General features: G+C 59.4%; 15 protein-coding genes and 1 pseudogene. 15 read left to right on the top strand and 1 reads right to left on the bottom strand.

The features are described from left to right. Positions 1-100: 100 nt before the first annotated feature. The 8 genes and pseudogenes from AC0L2D_RS19175 to AC0L2D_RS19140 form a co-directional block, all read left to right on the top strand. Positions 101-290, top strand: a pseudogene (locus AC0L2D_RS19175) (alpha/beta fold hydrolase); the annotation flags it as partial. Between the two features lie 344 nt (positions 291-634). Then, complete coding sequence (locus tag AC0L2D_RS19170; RefSeq protein WP_032809501.1) at positions 635-775, top strand: entericidin A/B family lipoprotein; 141 nt, start codon at positions 635-637, stop codon at positions 773-775. Next, positions 772-963, top strand: a complete 192-nt coding sequence (locus tag AC0L2D_RS19165; protein ID WP_013525035.1) for a hypothetical protein — start codon at positions 772-774, stop codon at positions 961-963. Before AC0L2D_RS19170 ends, AC0L2D_RS19165 begins: the two co-directional genes overlap by 4 nt. Before the next feature lie 598 nt (positions 964-1,561). Further along, positions 1,562-1,882 carry a KTSC domain-containing protein gene (locus tag AC0L2D_RS19160; RefSeq protein WP_084652748.1) on the top strand — a complete coding sequence of 107 codons (321 nt, stop codon included), beginning with the start codon at positions 1,562-1,564 and terminating at the stop codon, positions 1,880-1,882. A 235-nt stretch (positions 1,883-2,117) separates the two neighbouring features. Continuing rightward, the gene (locus AC0L2D_RS19155) at positions 2,118-2,978 is read left to right on the top strand and encodes an ATP-dependent DNA ligase (RefSeq protein WP_027163561.1); all 861 of its coding nucleotides are present in this window, start codon (positions 2,118-2,120) and stop codon (positions 2,976-2,978) included. Between the two features lie 83 nt (positions 2,979-3,061). Next, positions 3,062-3,886 carry a non-homologous end joining protein Ku gene (ku, locus tag AC0L2D_RS19150; protein ID WP_027163560.1) on the top strand — a complete coding sequence of 275 codons (825 nt, stop codon included), beginning with the start codon at positions 3,062-3,064 and terminating at the stop codon, positions 3,884-3,886. Between the two features lie 1,518 nt (positions 3,887-5,404). After that, positions 5,405-6,658: a GGDEF domain-containing protein gene (locus AC0L2D_RS19145; protein WP_473542166.1), complete on the top strand. Its 1,254-nt coding sequence runs from the start codon at positions 5,405-5,407 to the stop codon at positions 6,656-6,658. A 478-nt stretch (positions 6,659-7,136) separates the two neighbouring features. Further along, positions 7,137-7,373 carry a hypothetical protein gene (locus tag AC0L2D_RS19140; protein ID WP_013525027.1) on the top strand — a complete coding sequence of 79 codons (237 nt, stop codon included), beginning with the start codon at positions 7,137-7,139 and terminating at the stop codon, positions 7,371-7,373. Positions 7,374-7,935: 562 nt separating this feature from the next. Here AC0L2D_RS19140 and AC0L2D_RS19135 read toward each other — a convergent pair. Further along, positions 7,936-9,276, bottom strand: coding sequence for a Do family serine endopeptidase (locus AC0L2D_RS19135; protein ID WP_473541933.1), 1,341 nt, complete (start codon positions 9,274-9,276; stop codon positions 7,936-7,938). A 286-nt stretch (positions 9,277-9,562) separates the two neighbouring features. Here AC0L2D_RS19135 and AC0L2D_RS19130 point away from each other — a divergent pair, with 286 nt between their 5' ends. From AC0L2D_RS19130 to AC0L2D_RS19100, 7 genes are all read left to right on the top strand, one after another. Further along, entirely contained in the window at positions 9,563-9,916 is a 354-nt protein-coding gene (locus AC0L2D_RS19130) for a hypothetical protein (RefSeq protein ID WP_013525025.1), read from the top strand. A gap of 228 nt (positions 9,917-10,144) precedes the next feature. Beyond that, on the top strand, positions 10,145-10,621 hold the full coding sequence (locus AC0L2D_RS19125) for an Hsp20 family protein (protein WP_164752017.1): 477 nt from the start codon (positions 10,145-10,147) through the stop codon (positions 10,619-10,621). A 72-nt stretch (positions 10,622-10,693) separates the two neighbouring features. Further along, entirely contained in the window at positions 10,694-11,203 is a 510-nt protein-coding gene (locus AC0L2D_RS19120; RefSeq protein ID WP_013525023.1) for an Hsp20/alpha crystallin family protein, read from the top strand. Positions 11,204-11,274: 71 nt separating this feature from the next. After that, entirely contained in the window at positions 11,275-12,042 is a 768-nt protein-coding gene (locus AC0L2D_RS19115) for an NADH dehydrogenase ubiquinone Fe-S protein 4 (RefSeq protein WP_013525022.1), read from the top strand. Between the two features lie 12 nt (positions 12,043-12,054). Continuing rightward, positions 12,055-12,378, top strand: a complete 324-nt coding sequence (locus AC0L2D_RS19110; RefSeq protein WP_027163556.1) for a hypothetical protein — start codon at positions 12,055-12,057, stop codon at positions 12,376-12,378. A 24-nt stretch (positions 12,379-12,402) separates the two neighbouring features. Further along, complete coding sequence (locus tag AC0L2D_RS19105; protein WP_420845292.1) at positions 12,403-12,777, top strand: SPW repeat protein; 375 nt, start codon at positions 12,403-12,405, stop codon at positions 12,775-12,777. Positions 12,778-13,253: 476 nt separating this feature from the next. Continuing rightward, positions 13,254-13,634, top strand: coding sequence for a DUF982 domain-containing protein (locus AC0L2D_RS19100; protein ID WP_013525019.1), 381 nt, complete (start codon positions 13,254-13,256; stop codon positions 13,632-13,634). Positions 13,635-14,011 lie beyond the last annotated feature (377 nt).

Here is a 14,011-nt window from a genome sequence, read left to right as displayed (position 1 = left end):
GGAGCCGAAACGATCTGCAGTCGCGATTGGCACGTCCCGAACCAATCCATGCTCATGGAGTTCTTCAAGCCGACAACCGCCCATTTTTTGAGGATGGCAGATGTTCGACAACTTCGTGCTTGAAATGTTGGAAAAAAACCGAGGGCGGGCCGATAAGGCTTCGGCATGGCGGATCTGGGCCGCCTCTGCTTCTGATCCATGGCCATCCTCGCACGCATATGACTTGGGGCCAGGTCGCCGACTTGCTGTCAGCAGATTTCTCCACGACCATACCCCAATCACTACCCGGAAGGAAAAATCATGGCTGTTTCCTATAGAAGGAATCGCTTGCCACGGTGGTGCAGGAAGTCGGCGATGTGAAGAATAGAGGCGCTTCGGCATTTTAAGGTGGATTAGGTCCTGACCGACAAATGGTGCTACATGGGCGATGAAGAATGCCCGCCCAGCGTACGTTGTCTACGCACCACCGCTGATCGGCCTTCCGTTCCTGGCTGTGATACTGGCTCTGGATGGGACGACCATCGCAACGCCCTTTGACACCGCAGATGAAGCGGCCGCCCACAACAAGGTGATGGCGGTTACAGGTGCGATACGGCAAAGCGGACTTGATAATCACAAATAGGAGAACCCGTCCATGAAACTGCTACGCATCACACCGATTGTCATTCTTGCCTGTGCCTTTGCCCTTGCGGCCTGCGCCAACACCGTCCGAGGCGTCGGCCGGGACGTCAAGGCAACGGCCAACGCAGTCGACGACACGGTCAACAAACCATGATGCAGAGGACCGTCACGGTTATCGAGAAGACAACGGGCCGCGTGATCGGAGCGCTGCCGATCGATCTTGCGCAGCAGGATCACGAGGCCTCCGATGATCAGTATTTCACCAAGGCGTTCGAAGCCGCCATGGACAGTGGCCTCATTCGTGAGTCCGACAAGCATGCGGTTGAATTCCGGCTTGAATAAAGTCGACGATGCAACGGCTTTTCTGTCGCGTATCGGGGCATTGTGGTTTGCATGGTTTTGCACCTCAGCCATCCAGCAGGGGTGAATCAACACATCGTCCAGTCCAACTATCCCTAGGACAGCCCGCTGCGGCTATGAATGGAGCGGCCGGTTTGGCCCGGAGGTGAAGCAGCAGCCGCTGCTCAAAGCCACTCAGTAGAGCAAATCGGTGTATTGGTAGGCGAACACCCTCCCGTGCTCGCATCGGTCACCTCAAGAAAGTAGTTTCCGGATCGGTGTAGCGTCACGGGCATTTTCGTTGCCTGTGCGGCGGCCCAATAGGATGTCGGGGCCCCAGCTCGGTATTCCGCTATCGACCTGGCCCGCAGGATATTCTCGGATTTGATACCCCACGGTCAGCCCCAGGGTCCGAATCATCCATTAGAGATACCTAACATTTCCCTTTTGGCGAGGCGGGGTGTACTTTAGGTACCGCTGGGTGATCCTAGCGACCTACACTGCCCGCTGCCGAGAGGTGGCGGGCCTTTTTGTTTATGTGTGGAACACCGAAATCCAATGGGAGTTGGAATGCTGTCACCGTCCTTCCGTGGAGGCGATGATGGCCATGGACGTACAGTCGTGGTCGGCCCGCTCTCTGCTTCCTCACAGGGCGGGCCATCTCGCGGGTCGCTCACCGGCAATGACCTGGTGCACCATGCCGTCGACCTCAATACGCAAGTTCGAATACGACCCGGAAACCAGGGTTCTCTCAGTGTGGTTTGTAGCGAGTGGCAGGCAGTACGACTTTCTGGATGTACCGCCGGAGATCGTCGCCGATTTCAAATCTGCCTTTGCCAAGGGCCGCTATTTCAATGGTCGGATCCGCAACCAGTTCGCGTTCCGGCCCGTGGCAACCTCCGATTCCAGCGGTTCATGCTGAGGCAGATTGTGCCAAGCGACCTGGCGGAAATCGCGCATGTCGAACGGCTGGCCGCAGACCGGACAGGTCATGAAATTGTCGCGCTCGTCGGCAGGCTCGCCGCCGTGCTGCGTGCCGGGAATCGGCGGTCCAAGGTCGGATAGCTTCGTCATAACCATCAAACATTCAATTCGTCTAAAATGTTCCGGAACCATTTTAGCGAGCGCTAATTGAATCGCACTATGCGAGTCAGCGCATGCGTCTGAAGTTCATCAAGCCCATGGAGCCCGAGCTGGTCGAAACGCCACCGCAGGGCGACGAATGGCTCCATGAGATCAAGTTCGACGGGTATCGGACCCAAATCATCAAGGATGAAAACGGGATCCGGCTGTTCACCAAGAACGGTTACGACTGGACCGGCCGCTATATCGAACTTGCCGGAGAGGCGGAGGCGATCGAGGCGGAAAGTTTCATCATCGACGGCGAGACAATCACGGTCAACGAGGCCGGCCTGTCCGACTTCCAGGCCCTGCAGTCAGCCGTCACCCGTCGTAAGCCGTCGCGCGACCTGTATTTGGTGGCATTCGACCTCCTGCACCTGAACGGGCATGATTTGCGCAACATGCCGGTGGAAGACCGCCGCCAGATCCTGCAGGAACTGATTCCAGCCGTCGGCCGCATTCAGGTCAGCAAAGCCATGCCCGGCACCGGTGACGCGGTTTATCACCTGGTCGACAGGGCGGGGTTGGAGGGCATGGTCTCGAAGCGCAAGGACAGCGTCTATCGCAGCGGGCCGACGATGAACTGGCGAAAGATCAAATGCTATGCCGAAAAGGAAATGGACATTATTGGCGTGCAGCGCGAGGCTGGAAAGCCCGCAATGGTGCTCATGGCCGACAAGGGCCGCTATGCCGGCGGCGCTTTCGTTGCGTTTAAAGCTGACAAGCGCCAGCGACTTTGGGATCGCGTGCAAGGGAAGGTCGGCGGACCAGTGCCTATCGGTCTCAAGCAAGAAAAGGCCGAATGGCTTAAGCCTGGTCTGGTCGGCCGCGTGCGGTTCCTGAAGGGCGAGGAAAGGCTCCGCCACGCCAAGCTGCTGGACTACCGTGAGGAATAAGCTTGCGACAACGTGCTGCCCATGACGCGGAACAGAACCGTGTGCCTGGCGTTGTGCGGAAGTCGACGTCTAGGAGAAACGGCATGGTGGCGCCACGCGCGGTCTGGAAGGGTTTTCTGAGGGTCGGTTCCGTGTCGTGCGGGGTCAAGATAGTGGGTGCCACCAGCGAGGCATCGAAAATCCACTTCAAGATTTTGAACCGCAGCGACGGTTTACCCGTGAAGAGTGCCTATGTCGACGAAGGCACCGGCGATGTTGTCGAAGCCGAGGATCAGATCAAAGGCTATGAGGCGGACAAGGGCGATTTCATCCACGTCGAGCCGGACGAGATCAAGAAACTGAAACTGACGTCGCAGCATACGCTTGATGTCGATTCCTTTGTTCCAGTTGCCGAGATCGACACACGTTACCTGGAGAAGCCATACTACCTAATCCCGGCTGACGGCGCCTCGTTGGAGGCCTTTTCTGTCCTGCGCGATGCGATGGCCAAGAAGCGCGTTGCGGCGCGATCCTGCGTCGTGCTCTATCAGCGCGGGCGCGAAGTGTTGATACAGCCGCTTGAAAAAGGAATGCTGCTGACCGAGTTGCGCACCCACAATGAGATGACGTCGGAAGACACCGTCTTCGACGATGTGAAAAGCCCAAAATATGATTTGGATCTGCTCGAAATCGCGGGGCTTCTCATCGACAAGAAGGTGACAAAGTTCGATCCTTCGAAATTCGAGGATACTTACGAGGATGCGTTGATTGCCATGATCGACGCCAAGCGCAAGGGCAAAAAGCCCCCGAAACCGGCGCCAAAGCCCCAGGAGAACGTGGTCGACCTCGCCTCGGTTCTTCGAAAGAGCCTCGCCAAGGAAGGCATCGGCAAAGACCGGCCAAAGGCCAAGAGCCGCAAATCGGCATAGTTAAAAATAGCAATCCCACCATCACCGCGCATGACCCAGTAGTTTTGGCGCGCTCGCGCGTTTCCGGCGTCAGGTCTTCGGCCAATCTCACCGGCTCGTCGCACTGCGACGCTGCGGCAATCGGGAGGAAAGACCACCCGACGCGACAAATCGCGGAGGGCCGGATTGCCGTTGTGCCGTAGCTATAGGTCTCGTCGTTTGGTTCTCCTTGTGACCAACTGGTCGGCGTGGTCACCGTCACCCAAAAAATGATCGTGCCGACCTGGCCATGGATCGATGCATGTGAGATTGCGTTCATTGGATGTTCGTTGCTTTAGTCAATCGCAATGTAGCGTTGAGCGGAAACGAAGTGGCCACTGAGGACACAAACAGCGGCGGGCCCTGCTTTGAGACCTGGCCCGGGAGCCAAGCTGCAGACCCAACTTCGATTTCAGAGAGAGGTTCCAGGCCTGCAGAAAAACTTAACGCTTGCTTGCATTGCACAGGCCCGCCACCGGGTCTCGGAACCGGAGGCGGGCCCTCGCACCAGAGCTTGGTCGTTTCAAGGAGGGAGTCGTCCTCACCAAGCACATCGCGAACTTCGACTGCAGATGCGTGTTCCTCAGGTCAGTGCAAAATTTATGGCCCTGGGGTAAAAATGCTCGTGCGAGCAGCAGGATCTAGAGCAGCGTTTTCCTCGCGCCCACGACGGTCGGCCACGGCCGGATGCTCGATGGCCTCGGCTATCTCGATCGAAGTCCAACCCGCTGCCATGACTTCCAAAGGTCCATTCGGTGACCTGCTGGCTATCGTGTCGCGGTCAGGATATTCGTCCTGTCGCCTGCGGGAATTCTGCTCTGCGTCTCAGTCGGTCGCGCCTTTGGGCTTCGTCTCGGACGTAGCTCCGTCGAGGAGACAACCCGGTGAGAGGTCACGTCGAGCAGATGCAGGCACTCAGTCAATTCTGGCCGGGCGATTGGCCTTGGATGCTTCCACGTCCAGCTGGGCGCGACTGGCGTGAAGCAAGGCCGCGATCAAATTTTGGTCGGCTGACTTTTTCCCGGTGTATAGGCACACAAGCTCGCGGGCCTGGACCGTCGAATCGGATTCCGGGCTCTCCCTGATGGCTGACGTAAGAGCCCGGGAGAGTATGTCGAAATCCAACAACGAAATAACCGGTCGGCTTCCTTTCATGGCCAAATCCATCCTGTTGGTCTGCAGGCAATACTCGAAAGGTCGACAATGACAAGAATCGGCATCACCCGTTCCTTCACGTGCTCAACTTCAGAAGCTCTCGGGACATTTCGCCGAGCCCGGCGGCGGGGCGTGGATAACAGCGGTGCAGCGCCACCGCAATTACAAAGGTTAATTCGGGTACGCGCATCGAGCATCGGATGGTTTGGGACTGAGTGTTCGCAAATCGCAGCTATAAATCAAATCTTCAGGGTAAGTTGACATGCTTGCCCACCGCCGACCGCCTATGGCTTGGATAGATGTTCAGGAGAAAGCAGCGTAGGGCCTATCGACTTGTCAGATCTGATGCCCCCCGATGTGCAGGATGATCCTGCCCTAGCCGCTGAGGTCGACCGGCTTCTGGCGCGCCGTACGCGCGAAATCAGCCTGCGTGGCGAGATCGAACGCCTATTTCGAGCACGTGTCTGGTCGCAAACGGCGAAAATCATCCGCGCGTGGATGATCTGGGTGGCATTTTTGGATGTGCTGACGTTGGCACTGAACGCGGCGTTGCTTCCATGGGGCGTAGCGCAGTCCATGCTCCTGCCCGGCGCCATCATCCCGCCCGTCGCGTTGGCCGTGGTCCTAGCCTGGCGTAAACCGCAGGCGCCTTGGCTCCAAGGAGCTTCGCTGATCGCAGGCATGTTCCTGATCTTGTTGTCAGTCGCATTGGTCGGAGCAAGCGCTGGTGGCGAGTTCTACGAACGGCAATTGAACGTCATGTTGTTCGTGGCCATCACAGCCATCATAATCTTCGGGATCCCCCTGGCGTGGACGATGACGATCGCTGCGCTGGCGCTCGGACTCTATCTCATGCTTCAACTGCAGAACCCGGCCATCGCGCATGGGAGTGCAGTGGCTGGAACGCGGTTCTTCGCCAGCGGTATCTTTGCAACGGTGGCCGCGCGGCGCATCATGACAATTCTTGCTCAAAAGACTTTCCTGTTTGAGCTTCGCGACCGACGCAGGGTCGCCGAACTGGCGAAAGCGAATGATCGACTGGTACTCCTGGCGAGGACCGATCCACTCACCGGCATCTCCAACCGTCGCTGGATGACGGAAACACTCGAGCGCCTATGGGGACGTGACAAACGTTGCCTTGCCGGTGCCGCGATGCTGATGTGCGACATTGACAACTTCAAGAAGCTAAACGACCACCTCGGCCATGCGGAGGGAGATCGGTGTTTGGTAAAGGTCGCAACTATCTTGAAGGAAAACGTGAGGCGTGATCGCGATCACGTTGCCCGTTATGGCGGCGAAGAATTCCTCGTGCTCCTGCCCGGGGTGAACGAGGAAGAGGCCGCCGCTGTGGCTGAACGAATGCGTAAGAGCGTCGAGGCTGCCGCTTTGCCCAACCCTGGATCCCGTGTGTCGCGCTGGGTCACCCTGAGCATTGGAGTTGCCGTTCAGACCTCTGAGTCGATCTCGCCGGAGCAGTTACAGCAGCGAGCGGATGCCGCACTTTACCTTGCCAAGCAGACGGGCCGCAACAGGGTGCTGCTTCACAGACCGGAGTTATCCGCGCGCAAACACATTCGGCCGGGCAGCCTCGGGGCATAGGCCGTGCGTGGCCCGAGATCTGCTCTTCTGAATCACGGGGTTTCCCGTGCGTCGACGATAACAGGTTAGTTCAGGGACTTTGGACCACCGAGACGAAGGGTTCCCCTGTAATCTCCACATCGCGCCCGGCAGACTACGATTTCGAGAATAATCCCCTGAAACGAGTTTCCGGGTTGTTCAGAACACCCATGGCCGATTCCGGCTGCGTGGGTGATACAGGGGGAGTTCCACCAAATGGCCTCAGTGATGGGCGATCATCTGGATGACTTGCCGGGTCTTCGCAAATGCCGAGCGCATGGGCTCCGTCGATTTCTGCGCCCTGCGCCCTATGTGGCGCGCGTTTGGCTAGGTGAATGGCGCCCATTGCGCAGCCCCTGATCTTGCGCAAGGGAATCCTGCGACAGCCCTCATTAGATCGGTTGCAAGTGCTCCATGAAATCTCCATCTAGTTCAGTTGTAGTCAGAACGCGGTCAAACGATGACACGGCAAGAAGTTCTCTCCGTCATTGGATCAGCCGACGATATTACGGTTGCGGAGATCATCGCAACGGGTGCGTCGATCGAGGAATTGAGAGAGGCATGGGCATGGGCTTTTGCTGACGAGGCGTTAATGGGACAGGGGCGCCCGCTTCCGGGAACACGAGCGGCCGCGCTTATCGACCTGCTTAAGCCCGACGAAGACGACCCGGCTGAACCGGGCACCCGTCTGGAATAAATCAGCAAACCCATCGAATGTGCAATTTGGCCCTGTCATCCACGGCAGCGTTGCAGACACTTTCTCGGTGAAACCGACTTTTGTGCCCGTTTCAGTTCAGTCGGTCTTGCGCGTGGGCTCCAGACTCCCGACCATCGTAGCCGAGTAGCAGGCATCACAGGCCTCGTGCGGCTCAGCCGGCCACTGGACAACGCTACAGCATTGATCACTCAACCGATTTCGGAGATCGCCGACTTCTCTTGCGTTGACACGCCAGAGATCGCTAGTCTAAACCTGCGGCGCGAAGTTCCTTACATCGATAAAAGCACACGCGCTCAGAAGCGGATCGCAGGCTTTTGTTGTCCACCTGTGTGGTCGCCGGATGCGCCGAAACGCAAGGACTTTCGCCTCGCCGACCGGAGTCGCCGACCGTGCGCGCAAAGCCGCAGAGCAGTTCCCGCAGCCGCATGTTGAGCCGGACCGCCACTTCAAACATACCGCTCATCGGCTTCACAACTCTGGTGCGCTCCGGTAGGGGGCCAGCCCAGCAGCACAGATCGCGACGCCGTCTCTGGCCTGTCAGTCAGGAGTTTGCCACAGCAACGAAAAGCGATTGTCCCTGCCGGTCGATACGGAACAGCACTGGCTTTTTCTGCTGACGGGATTTCGCCCATTCCTCGCGGACGTCAGACGGCTGGGTCATGTTTCGGTTGTTGGCCGACACGATGACGTCGCCGGGCCGGATGCCGCTTTCGGCCGCAAGACTGTTGGGAGCGACATCCTGGACGAACACGCCCGTGGTGTCGGCCTGCAGGCCGAGTTGCTGGCGCGCTTCGTCCGGAATGGCGCTCAGCGACATACCAAGGCGCTGGCCCTCAGTCCCCAGGCTTGGAATGGCACCGGTCTGTTCCTCCTGGTCCCTGCGTCGATCGACAGTCAGCGACAATTCCTGGTTTGTGCCGCCCCGGTTCGTTGTTACGGTCACTTTCGATCCCGGCTTCTGGCTTGCTGCCGCCAGCGTCAGGTCATGGACGCCTTGGATGTCCTTGTCGTTGAACCGGGTTATCACGTCGCCGGCCTGGATTCCCGCTTTCTGCGCCGGGCTGCCAGCCTCGACCGAGGCAACCAGCGCGCCCTTGGCGCCCGGCATTCCGAGCGCCTCGGCGATGGAGGGCGTGATCTCCTGAAGACGCACGCCGATGAAGCCGCGCTCGATGCGGCCAGTGCTGATCAGTTGGTCGACGATAGTCCGAGCTGTGCGCGAGGGCACCGCGAACCCAATGCCTATGCTACCGCCTGACGGCGACACGATTGCCGTGTTGACTCCGATGACTTCGCCGCGCGCGTTGAACAAAGGACCTCCCGAGTTACCTCTGTTGATCGAGGCGTCAGTCTGCAGGAAATCGTCGTAAGGACCGGCCTGGATATCGCGAGAGCGTGCAGAAAGGACGCCGACAGTGACCGTGCCCCCGAGGCCGAAGGGACTGCCGATGGCGATGGTCCAGGCCCCTGGTTGCATCGCGTCCGAATCCCCCCAGGCCGTCGCCGTCATGTTGGGCCGAGGATCGACTTTCAATACCGCGATGTCGGTTGCCGGATCGCGGCCCACCACCCGGGCGGGCGCCGTCTCCTTGTCGGAGAACACGACGTGAATCTCAGTTGCGTCGGCGACGACATGGTTATTGGTGACGATGTAGCCTTCGGGACTGATCACAAAGCCGGAGCCGAGTGCTTCCCGCACCTGGGGCTGGATACGCCCTCCTCCGTCGAAGGGATTGAGAAAGTCGTTGAGCGTCGTTTGATCCTGGATGATCTGCCTGGTCGTGATGGCGACAACCGCGGGCAGCTTCTGACGCACGATTGCGCTGAAGTCGTTCGGAATTTCCTGTGCGGTGGCCGGAGCAAGGCCGCCAGTCGAGAGCATCAGGGCTCCTGTGATCAAGCCAATGCACAAGTTCCTAGAGAGGTAAGACATGACTGGTTCTCCTGCCGGATTCGGGTCCTTGATTTTCGCCCGACGTCAGAACTGAGATTCTCGCCGATTGTTTCACCGGCTGGATAAAATGGTTCTAAGGCGTTGACCACGGGAAATGTGACCCGTGCCAAGCCATTGAAACTTGCTTGAGACGTCCCAAAATTTCGTCTGGCGGGAATCGCGAGAGCCGCCAAACTCAAACACGCAGGAGATTGTCTGAAGCGGAGGACCATCAATGGAAGCAGCCATTTCGACCCATCTTGCCTCGATTGAACCCGTGGCCCCCGATGTTTTTCTGGACCGCTTGCTGCATCCGGCACGGCATTTCAAACATCCCCACGACGTTTTGGCCGACGTTGCCCTGGACGGTCAGGAGAAGCGCGCCATCCTTTCGTCATGGGCGTCGGATGCCTGCGCGGTAGAATCCGTGCCAGCGCTTCGCATGCTGCCGGGGGCGGGTGAACCAGTCAGCTTCGATGCGATCATGGATGCCTTGCAACAATTGGATCAATCGGACGAGCTTGCCGGTCCTGATGGCAGTGACAGCGCGGTGGTGGCCGGGTTCGTGCCATTCATCGATCGGATTTAAGCGCGACCTGATTGTTCGTGAACCATCCCGTCGGCGAGTGACCCCGCCGGCGGGGGGTGGCATGGGTGCGTTTCGCCCGGATTGCCGCTGAAAATTTTCCTAATACCTCTTGAAGGTGCAAGTCGCGATTCTAAATTGATGGTCGCCGGTCGCCTGATGGGGCCGGCAAGACCAGGAGGCGGCAAGGCTCTTGGCGCCTCCTATGATCCATGTTGCTCAAAGGAGGATGTGGTTATGAACCTCGATTTTACCCCCCTGTACCGGTCCAGCATCGGCTTCGACCGCATGGTCGACATGCTTGAAAATGCGAGCCGTGTGGCCTCGTTCGACAACTGGCCGCCCTACGATATCGCCAAGGTTGATGATGATGACTATCGCATCACGATGGCGGTCGCCGGTTTCTCGCAGGACCAGCTGACCATCACTCACCAGCCCAACATGCTGGTCGTGAGCGGGTCGCAATCCGGCGATGAGAACGGCCAGTATCTCTACCGCGGCATCAACGGGCGCGCTTTCGAGCGTCGGTTCGAACTGGCCGATCATGTCAAAGTTGCTGGCGCCAGCCTTGAGAACGGGCTGCTGAGCATCGATCTCAAGCGCGAGGTTCCCGAGGAGATGAAACCGCGCAAGGTCGAGATCTCCAGCGGGGCTCCCATGCCGAAGATCGAAGCCCCCAAGGTCGAGACCGAGAAGCTGGCGGCCTGAGAATCCACGATGAAGGCATCGCTTGAGCCGGGCGTCCGGCCCGGCTCACAGACCTACGAAAGGAGAAAGACAATGAGCGTACGTGATTTGATCCCATGGGGCCGGGGCAACGGAAACTCGGCGCCCAGTCTCTTCCCTGATGGAGATCGAGACCCCTTCGTCTCCCTCCACCGGGAGGTAAACCGGCTGTTCGATGACGCCTTCCGCAGCTTCGGCGCCAGACTGCCGGCCTTCAGTCCCTCTTTTGCCGCCACTTGGCCCAGCGTCGAAATTTCCGACACGGACAAGGAAGTCCGCGTCACGGCGGAAATACCCGGCCTGGACGAGAGCGACATAGAAGTCCTGCTGGACAACGGGGCGCTCAAGCTTAAAGGCGAGAAGCGTTCCGAGACCGAGGACAAAGACCGGCAGTTCTCCGAGCGCTTCTACGGTCGCTTCGAGCGCCTCATTCCGCTCGGCTACGAGGTCGAGGAAGACAAGGTCAACGCCGCCTTCAAGAACGGGGTGCTGACCGTGACCTTGCCCAAGACCGAGCGGGCGCAGGCGAAGGCCAAGCGGATCGCAATCAACGGCAAGAACTGACGCACGGCAGTATGAGCAGCGGCCGTCACGGCCGCTGCTCATACCACCCTTCATGATGGGAGGGACAGACAATGGAGACAGTTCAAAGCAGCGACATCAGAAGCCCAACCAGGACCTCCGGCCGGCCGGACAATGACAATCGGCCTCGTGTCGACGAGCCGGCTTTGTCAATGGGGCGGTCAGTGTTTCCGGACGGCGTGACGGCACGGATCTACCAGCCATGCCGCTCGGCCACGACCTCGGCAAAGCCCCGCAAGGACTGGCGATTGATCTTCGAACCTCGCACAGCCCCGTTCATCGAGCCGCTGATGGGCTATACGGGCGGCCGGGACACCCTGACCCAGGTTCAACTTGATTTTCCGACGCTGGAGGCGGCGATCCGTTATGCGGAGCGCCAAGGCCTCAGCTACGTGGTGCAGGCTCCATCTTCTGGCTCTCAGGCCAAGGTCAGCAACAGGCAAGCATCGGAGGAGAGGCACGCCTTTTCCGACGTGGTTTGGCAACGGCTACAATTGGCATGGCTCCAGGCAAGCAACAACTATGGCGCTGGTGCACAGGCAGCGCACATACAGACGGCGCTTTCCGAGCCCGAGACATTCTACGCCTGTCCGATGGAGGTGGTGGATGACCCGGTACTCGCACCCGACGAGAAACGTGCCGTGCTCAAGAACTGGGCCTGGAACGAGTACCTGATCGACTTGGCCACCGCTGAAGGCATGCCGGAAAATGCACGTCCGACGCGATTGGGCGAGGTTGAGCTCGCTCTGCTGGCCTTGGAAGGCAGTACCCAGAGATTCCAGACTCGGCTCAGCCCGGTACGATCCCGGATAGCCGCATGATTGGAGGCAAGAATGGACCCACTGATCGTCTTCGACGCCCAACGGACCATCCCGAACCCCTTCGCGCTTGCGGTCGCGGCAGCAGGGCGGGCGCGCGCACTGGCGCGCGGCGCAGCGCCCCGGCTGGCGGCCAGCCCGAAGAGCCGGCCGCATCTCGCATTGAGTGAGATCGCCGGCAATGCGTTCGAACCTCGGCAGATCGAACCCTTCCTCCTGACTGAGCCGATCTCGCCGAAGGACGGCGTCCGTTTCAAATCCGGACCAAAGAAGCTTTGCGGCATCGGGCCGAACAGGCCCGCTGCCGCACCCGCCCTCGACTCAAGGGCGGTACATTGACGTACTGAAACGCAGGAAAGGAGAATGACGATGTTGAAGAATCTCGCTTCCGACAGCAGCAGGCGGGCGCTTGATGTCGTAAACATCCTTGCCGGCATCGCGCTGGCGCTCTCGCCTTGGCTCCTTGGCTATGCTGCCGATGCTGTTGCCGTCTGGCACGCCTTCATCGCGGGCGTAATCACCGTTCTGATCGCAGCGCGCGCCTTGGTGGCGTTCCACAAATATGAGGAATGGGCGAACCTTGTCGTCGGCCTGTGGATTGTGGCCGCATCTTGGGTGCTTGGCTTTGCCGGCCTGGCGGCAGCAATGTGGTCGCACGCCATCGCTGGCGCTGTGGTTGCTGCCCTGGCAGCAGCCAGCCTTTGGCTCACGAATGACCGACCGCTCTCTGCAGCCTGATCATAGCCGCTGGCGGGTCCGAACCTTCCGGGCCCGCTCTTTTTTTCGCGAGACCAAAATCGATGCCCTCCGGTTTGACGACCTATATCCCGCGCTGTGTGGAGTGGCCGCAATGGACATGAGTAAAAAGGAAAACACAACGCCGCCTTCGCTGCGCTGATGCTCTTCCAGCTACGCAGCTCGTGACGCAAATCCAAATAGCCGGTTAGAGCCTTGCTACGCGACGGCAAATCGCCGACGTGCAGGTTGGTGGGCCGAGGGCCTCGCGGACAGACGCGCTGGCAGCGGGATGAGGTGCCAATTGCCAAGAGGCTGCTGGGCTCGGCCGGCCAATTCTCTCTTGAACTGAAAAGAGGCATTTCCAATATCCTCTCTGTGCCGAAGGCGTCACGCAGACCGGCATGTTTTGCCGAGGAATCATCCTGCGTCACCCGAAGAGACACAAGCGCCGCTTTAGGGCTTGAAGGGAGGTCACGATGGAGAGCGCTACGTTCAAACAGCCGATTTTCGTGCGAGATGACAGTTTCGTCCTCAAAAAGATCGGTTGCGTCATGGATGCCATAGAATTTCTGGAAGAATGGCCGGTCGAAAGGCGCGGCCTTCTCTACGGAGCGGCCTGTGATACATGCTACTCGGCGTATGATGGTCGCAAGTCGGTCGAGGCCGCGCACAAGGCGTTTGCGACCTGGGCACGCAGGGTGGGTGTGATCGAAGACGTTCCCTTGGCGCCGTCTTGGATGACAGGGCCGAAGATTGGCAGTGCACACGAACTAACCGTTAAAACTCTCTGCGGCGGCAATCACGCCGCCGCAGCAAACAATCTGCCACGCGCTCACGAGGAGGAGAGGCTCGGTTGACCAGATGACGGACGGGCTGCGCCGGCAACTCGCGCTATCGTATTCGGGGGGTGCGGACGATCGCCCTCCCGCTGCCAACCCCGATGAGCAAAGAGCCTTTCACATTTGCAAGCCGCAGCCGCCGATTGCAGCCCAAGCCGAACACAGGCCTTCACTGCACCCGCTATTTTCAGCCAAACTGTGTTCCATGGTCGAATTCTCCCCAGGTTGACTCGAGAGGACGGCGGGCGCAGACGTTCACGCGGACGGGCATCGACTGGTCATCGCCGACACATGGTGCGCATCCCCCACAATCCACATCTCGGTAAGCGATTGGAGGGGTGGCCGGCGCCTGTGGCGGGTTTGTTGGGACGTTAGGCGCCGGCCGGGCGGGCGCC

It is taken from the genome of Mesorhizobium sp. WSM4833 (assembly GCF_055811095.1).
The sequence above is the reverse complement of the archived record's forward strand: the minus strand, read 5'-3'. Positions and strand labels throughout refer to the sequence as shown.

Coding starts and splice junctions, on each gene's coding strand:
- AC0L2D_RS19120 (WP_013525023.1), top strand. CDS start 10,694: ATGAGCGTACGTGATTTGATCCCATGGGGCCGGGGCAACGGAAACTCG.
- AC0L2D_RS19100 (WP_013525019.1), top strand. CDS start 13,254: ATGGAGAGCGCTACGTTCAAACAGCCGATTTTCGTGCGAGATGACAGT.
- AC0L2D_RS19140 (WP_013525027.1), top strand. CDS start 7,137: ATGACACGGCAAGAAGTTCTCTCCGTCATTGGATCAGCCGACGATATT.
- AC0L2D_RS19110 (WP_027163556.1), top strand. CDS start 12,055: ATGGACCCACTGATCGTCTTCGACGCCCAACGGACCATCCCGAACCCC.
- ku (WP_027163560.1), top strand. CDS start 3,062: ATGGTGGCGCCACGCGCGGTCTGGAAGGGTTTTCTGAGGGTCGGTTCC.
- AC0L2D_RS19165 (WP_013525035.1), top strand. CDS start 772: ATGATGCAGAGGACCGTCACGGTTATCGAGAAGACAACGGGCCGCGTG.
- AC0L2D_RS19155 (WP_027163561.1), top strand. CDS start 2,118: ATGCGTCTGAAGTTCATCAAGCCCATGGAGCCCGAGCTGGTCGAAACG.
- AC0L2D_RS19130 (WP_013525025.1), top strand. CDS start 9,563: ATGGAAGCAGCCATTTCGACCCATCTTGCCTCGATTGAACCCGTGGCC.
- AC0L2D_RS19170 (WP_032809501.1), top strand. CDS start 635: ATGAAACTGCTACGCATCACACCGATTGTCATTCTTGCCTGTGCCTTT.
- AC0L2D_RS19160 (WP_084652748.1), top strand. CDS start 1,562: ATGGCCATGGACGTACAGTCGTGGTCGGCCCGCTCTCTGCTTCCTCAC.
- AC0L2D_RS19135 (WP_473541933.1), bottom strand. CDS start 9,276: ATGCTCTCGACTGGCGGCCTTGCTCCGGCCACCGCACAGGAAATTCCG.
- AC0L2D_RS19145 (WP_473542166.1), top strand. CDS start 5,405: ATGCCCCCCGATGTGCAGGATGATCCTGCCCTAGCCGCTGAGGTCGAC.
- AC0L2D_RS19115 (WP_013525022.1), top strand. CDS start 11,275: ATGGAGACAGTTCAAAGCAGCGACATCAGAAGCCCAACCAGGACCTCC.
- AC0L2D_RS19105 (WP_420845292.1), top strand. CDS start 12,403: ATGACGATGTTGAAGAATCTCGCTTCCGACAGCAGCAGGCGGGCGCTT.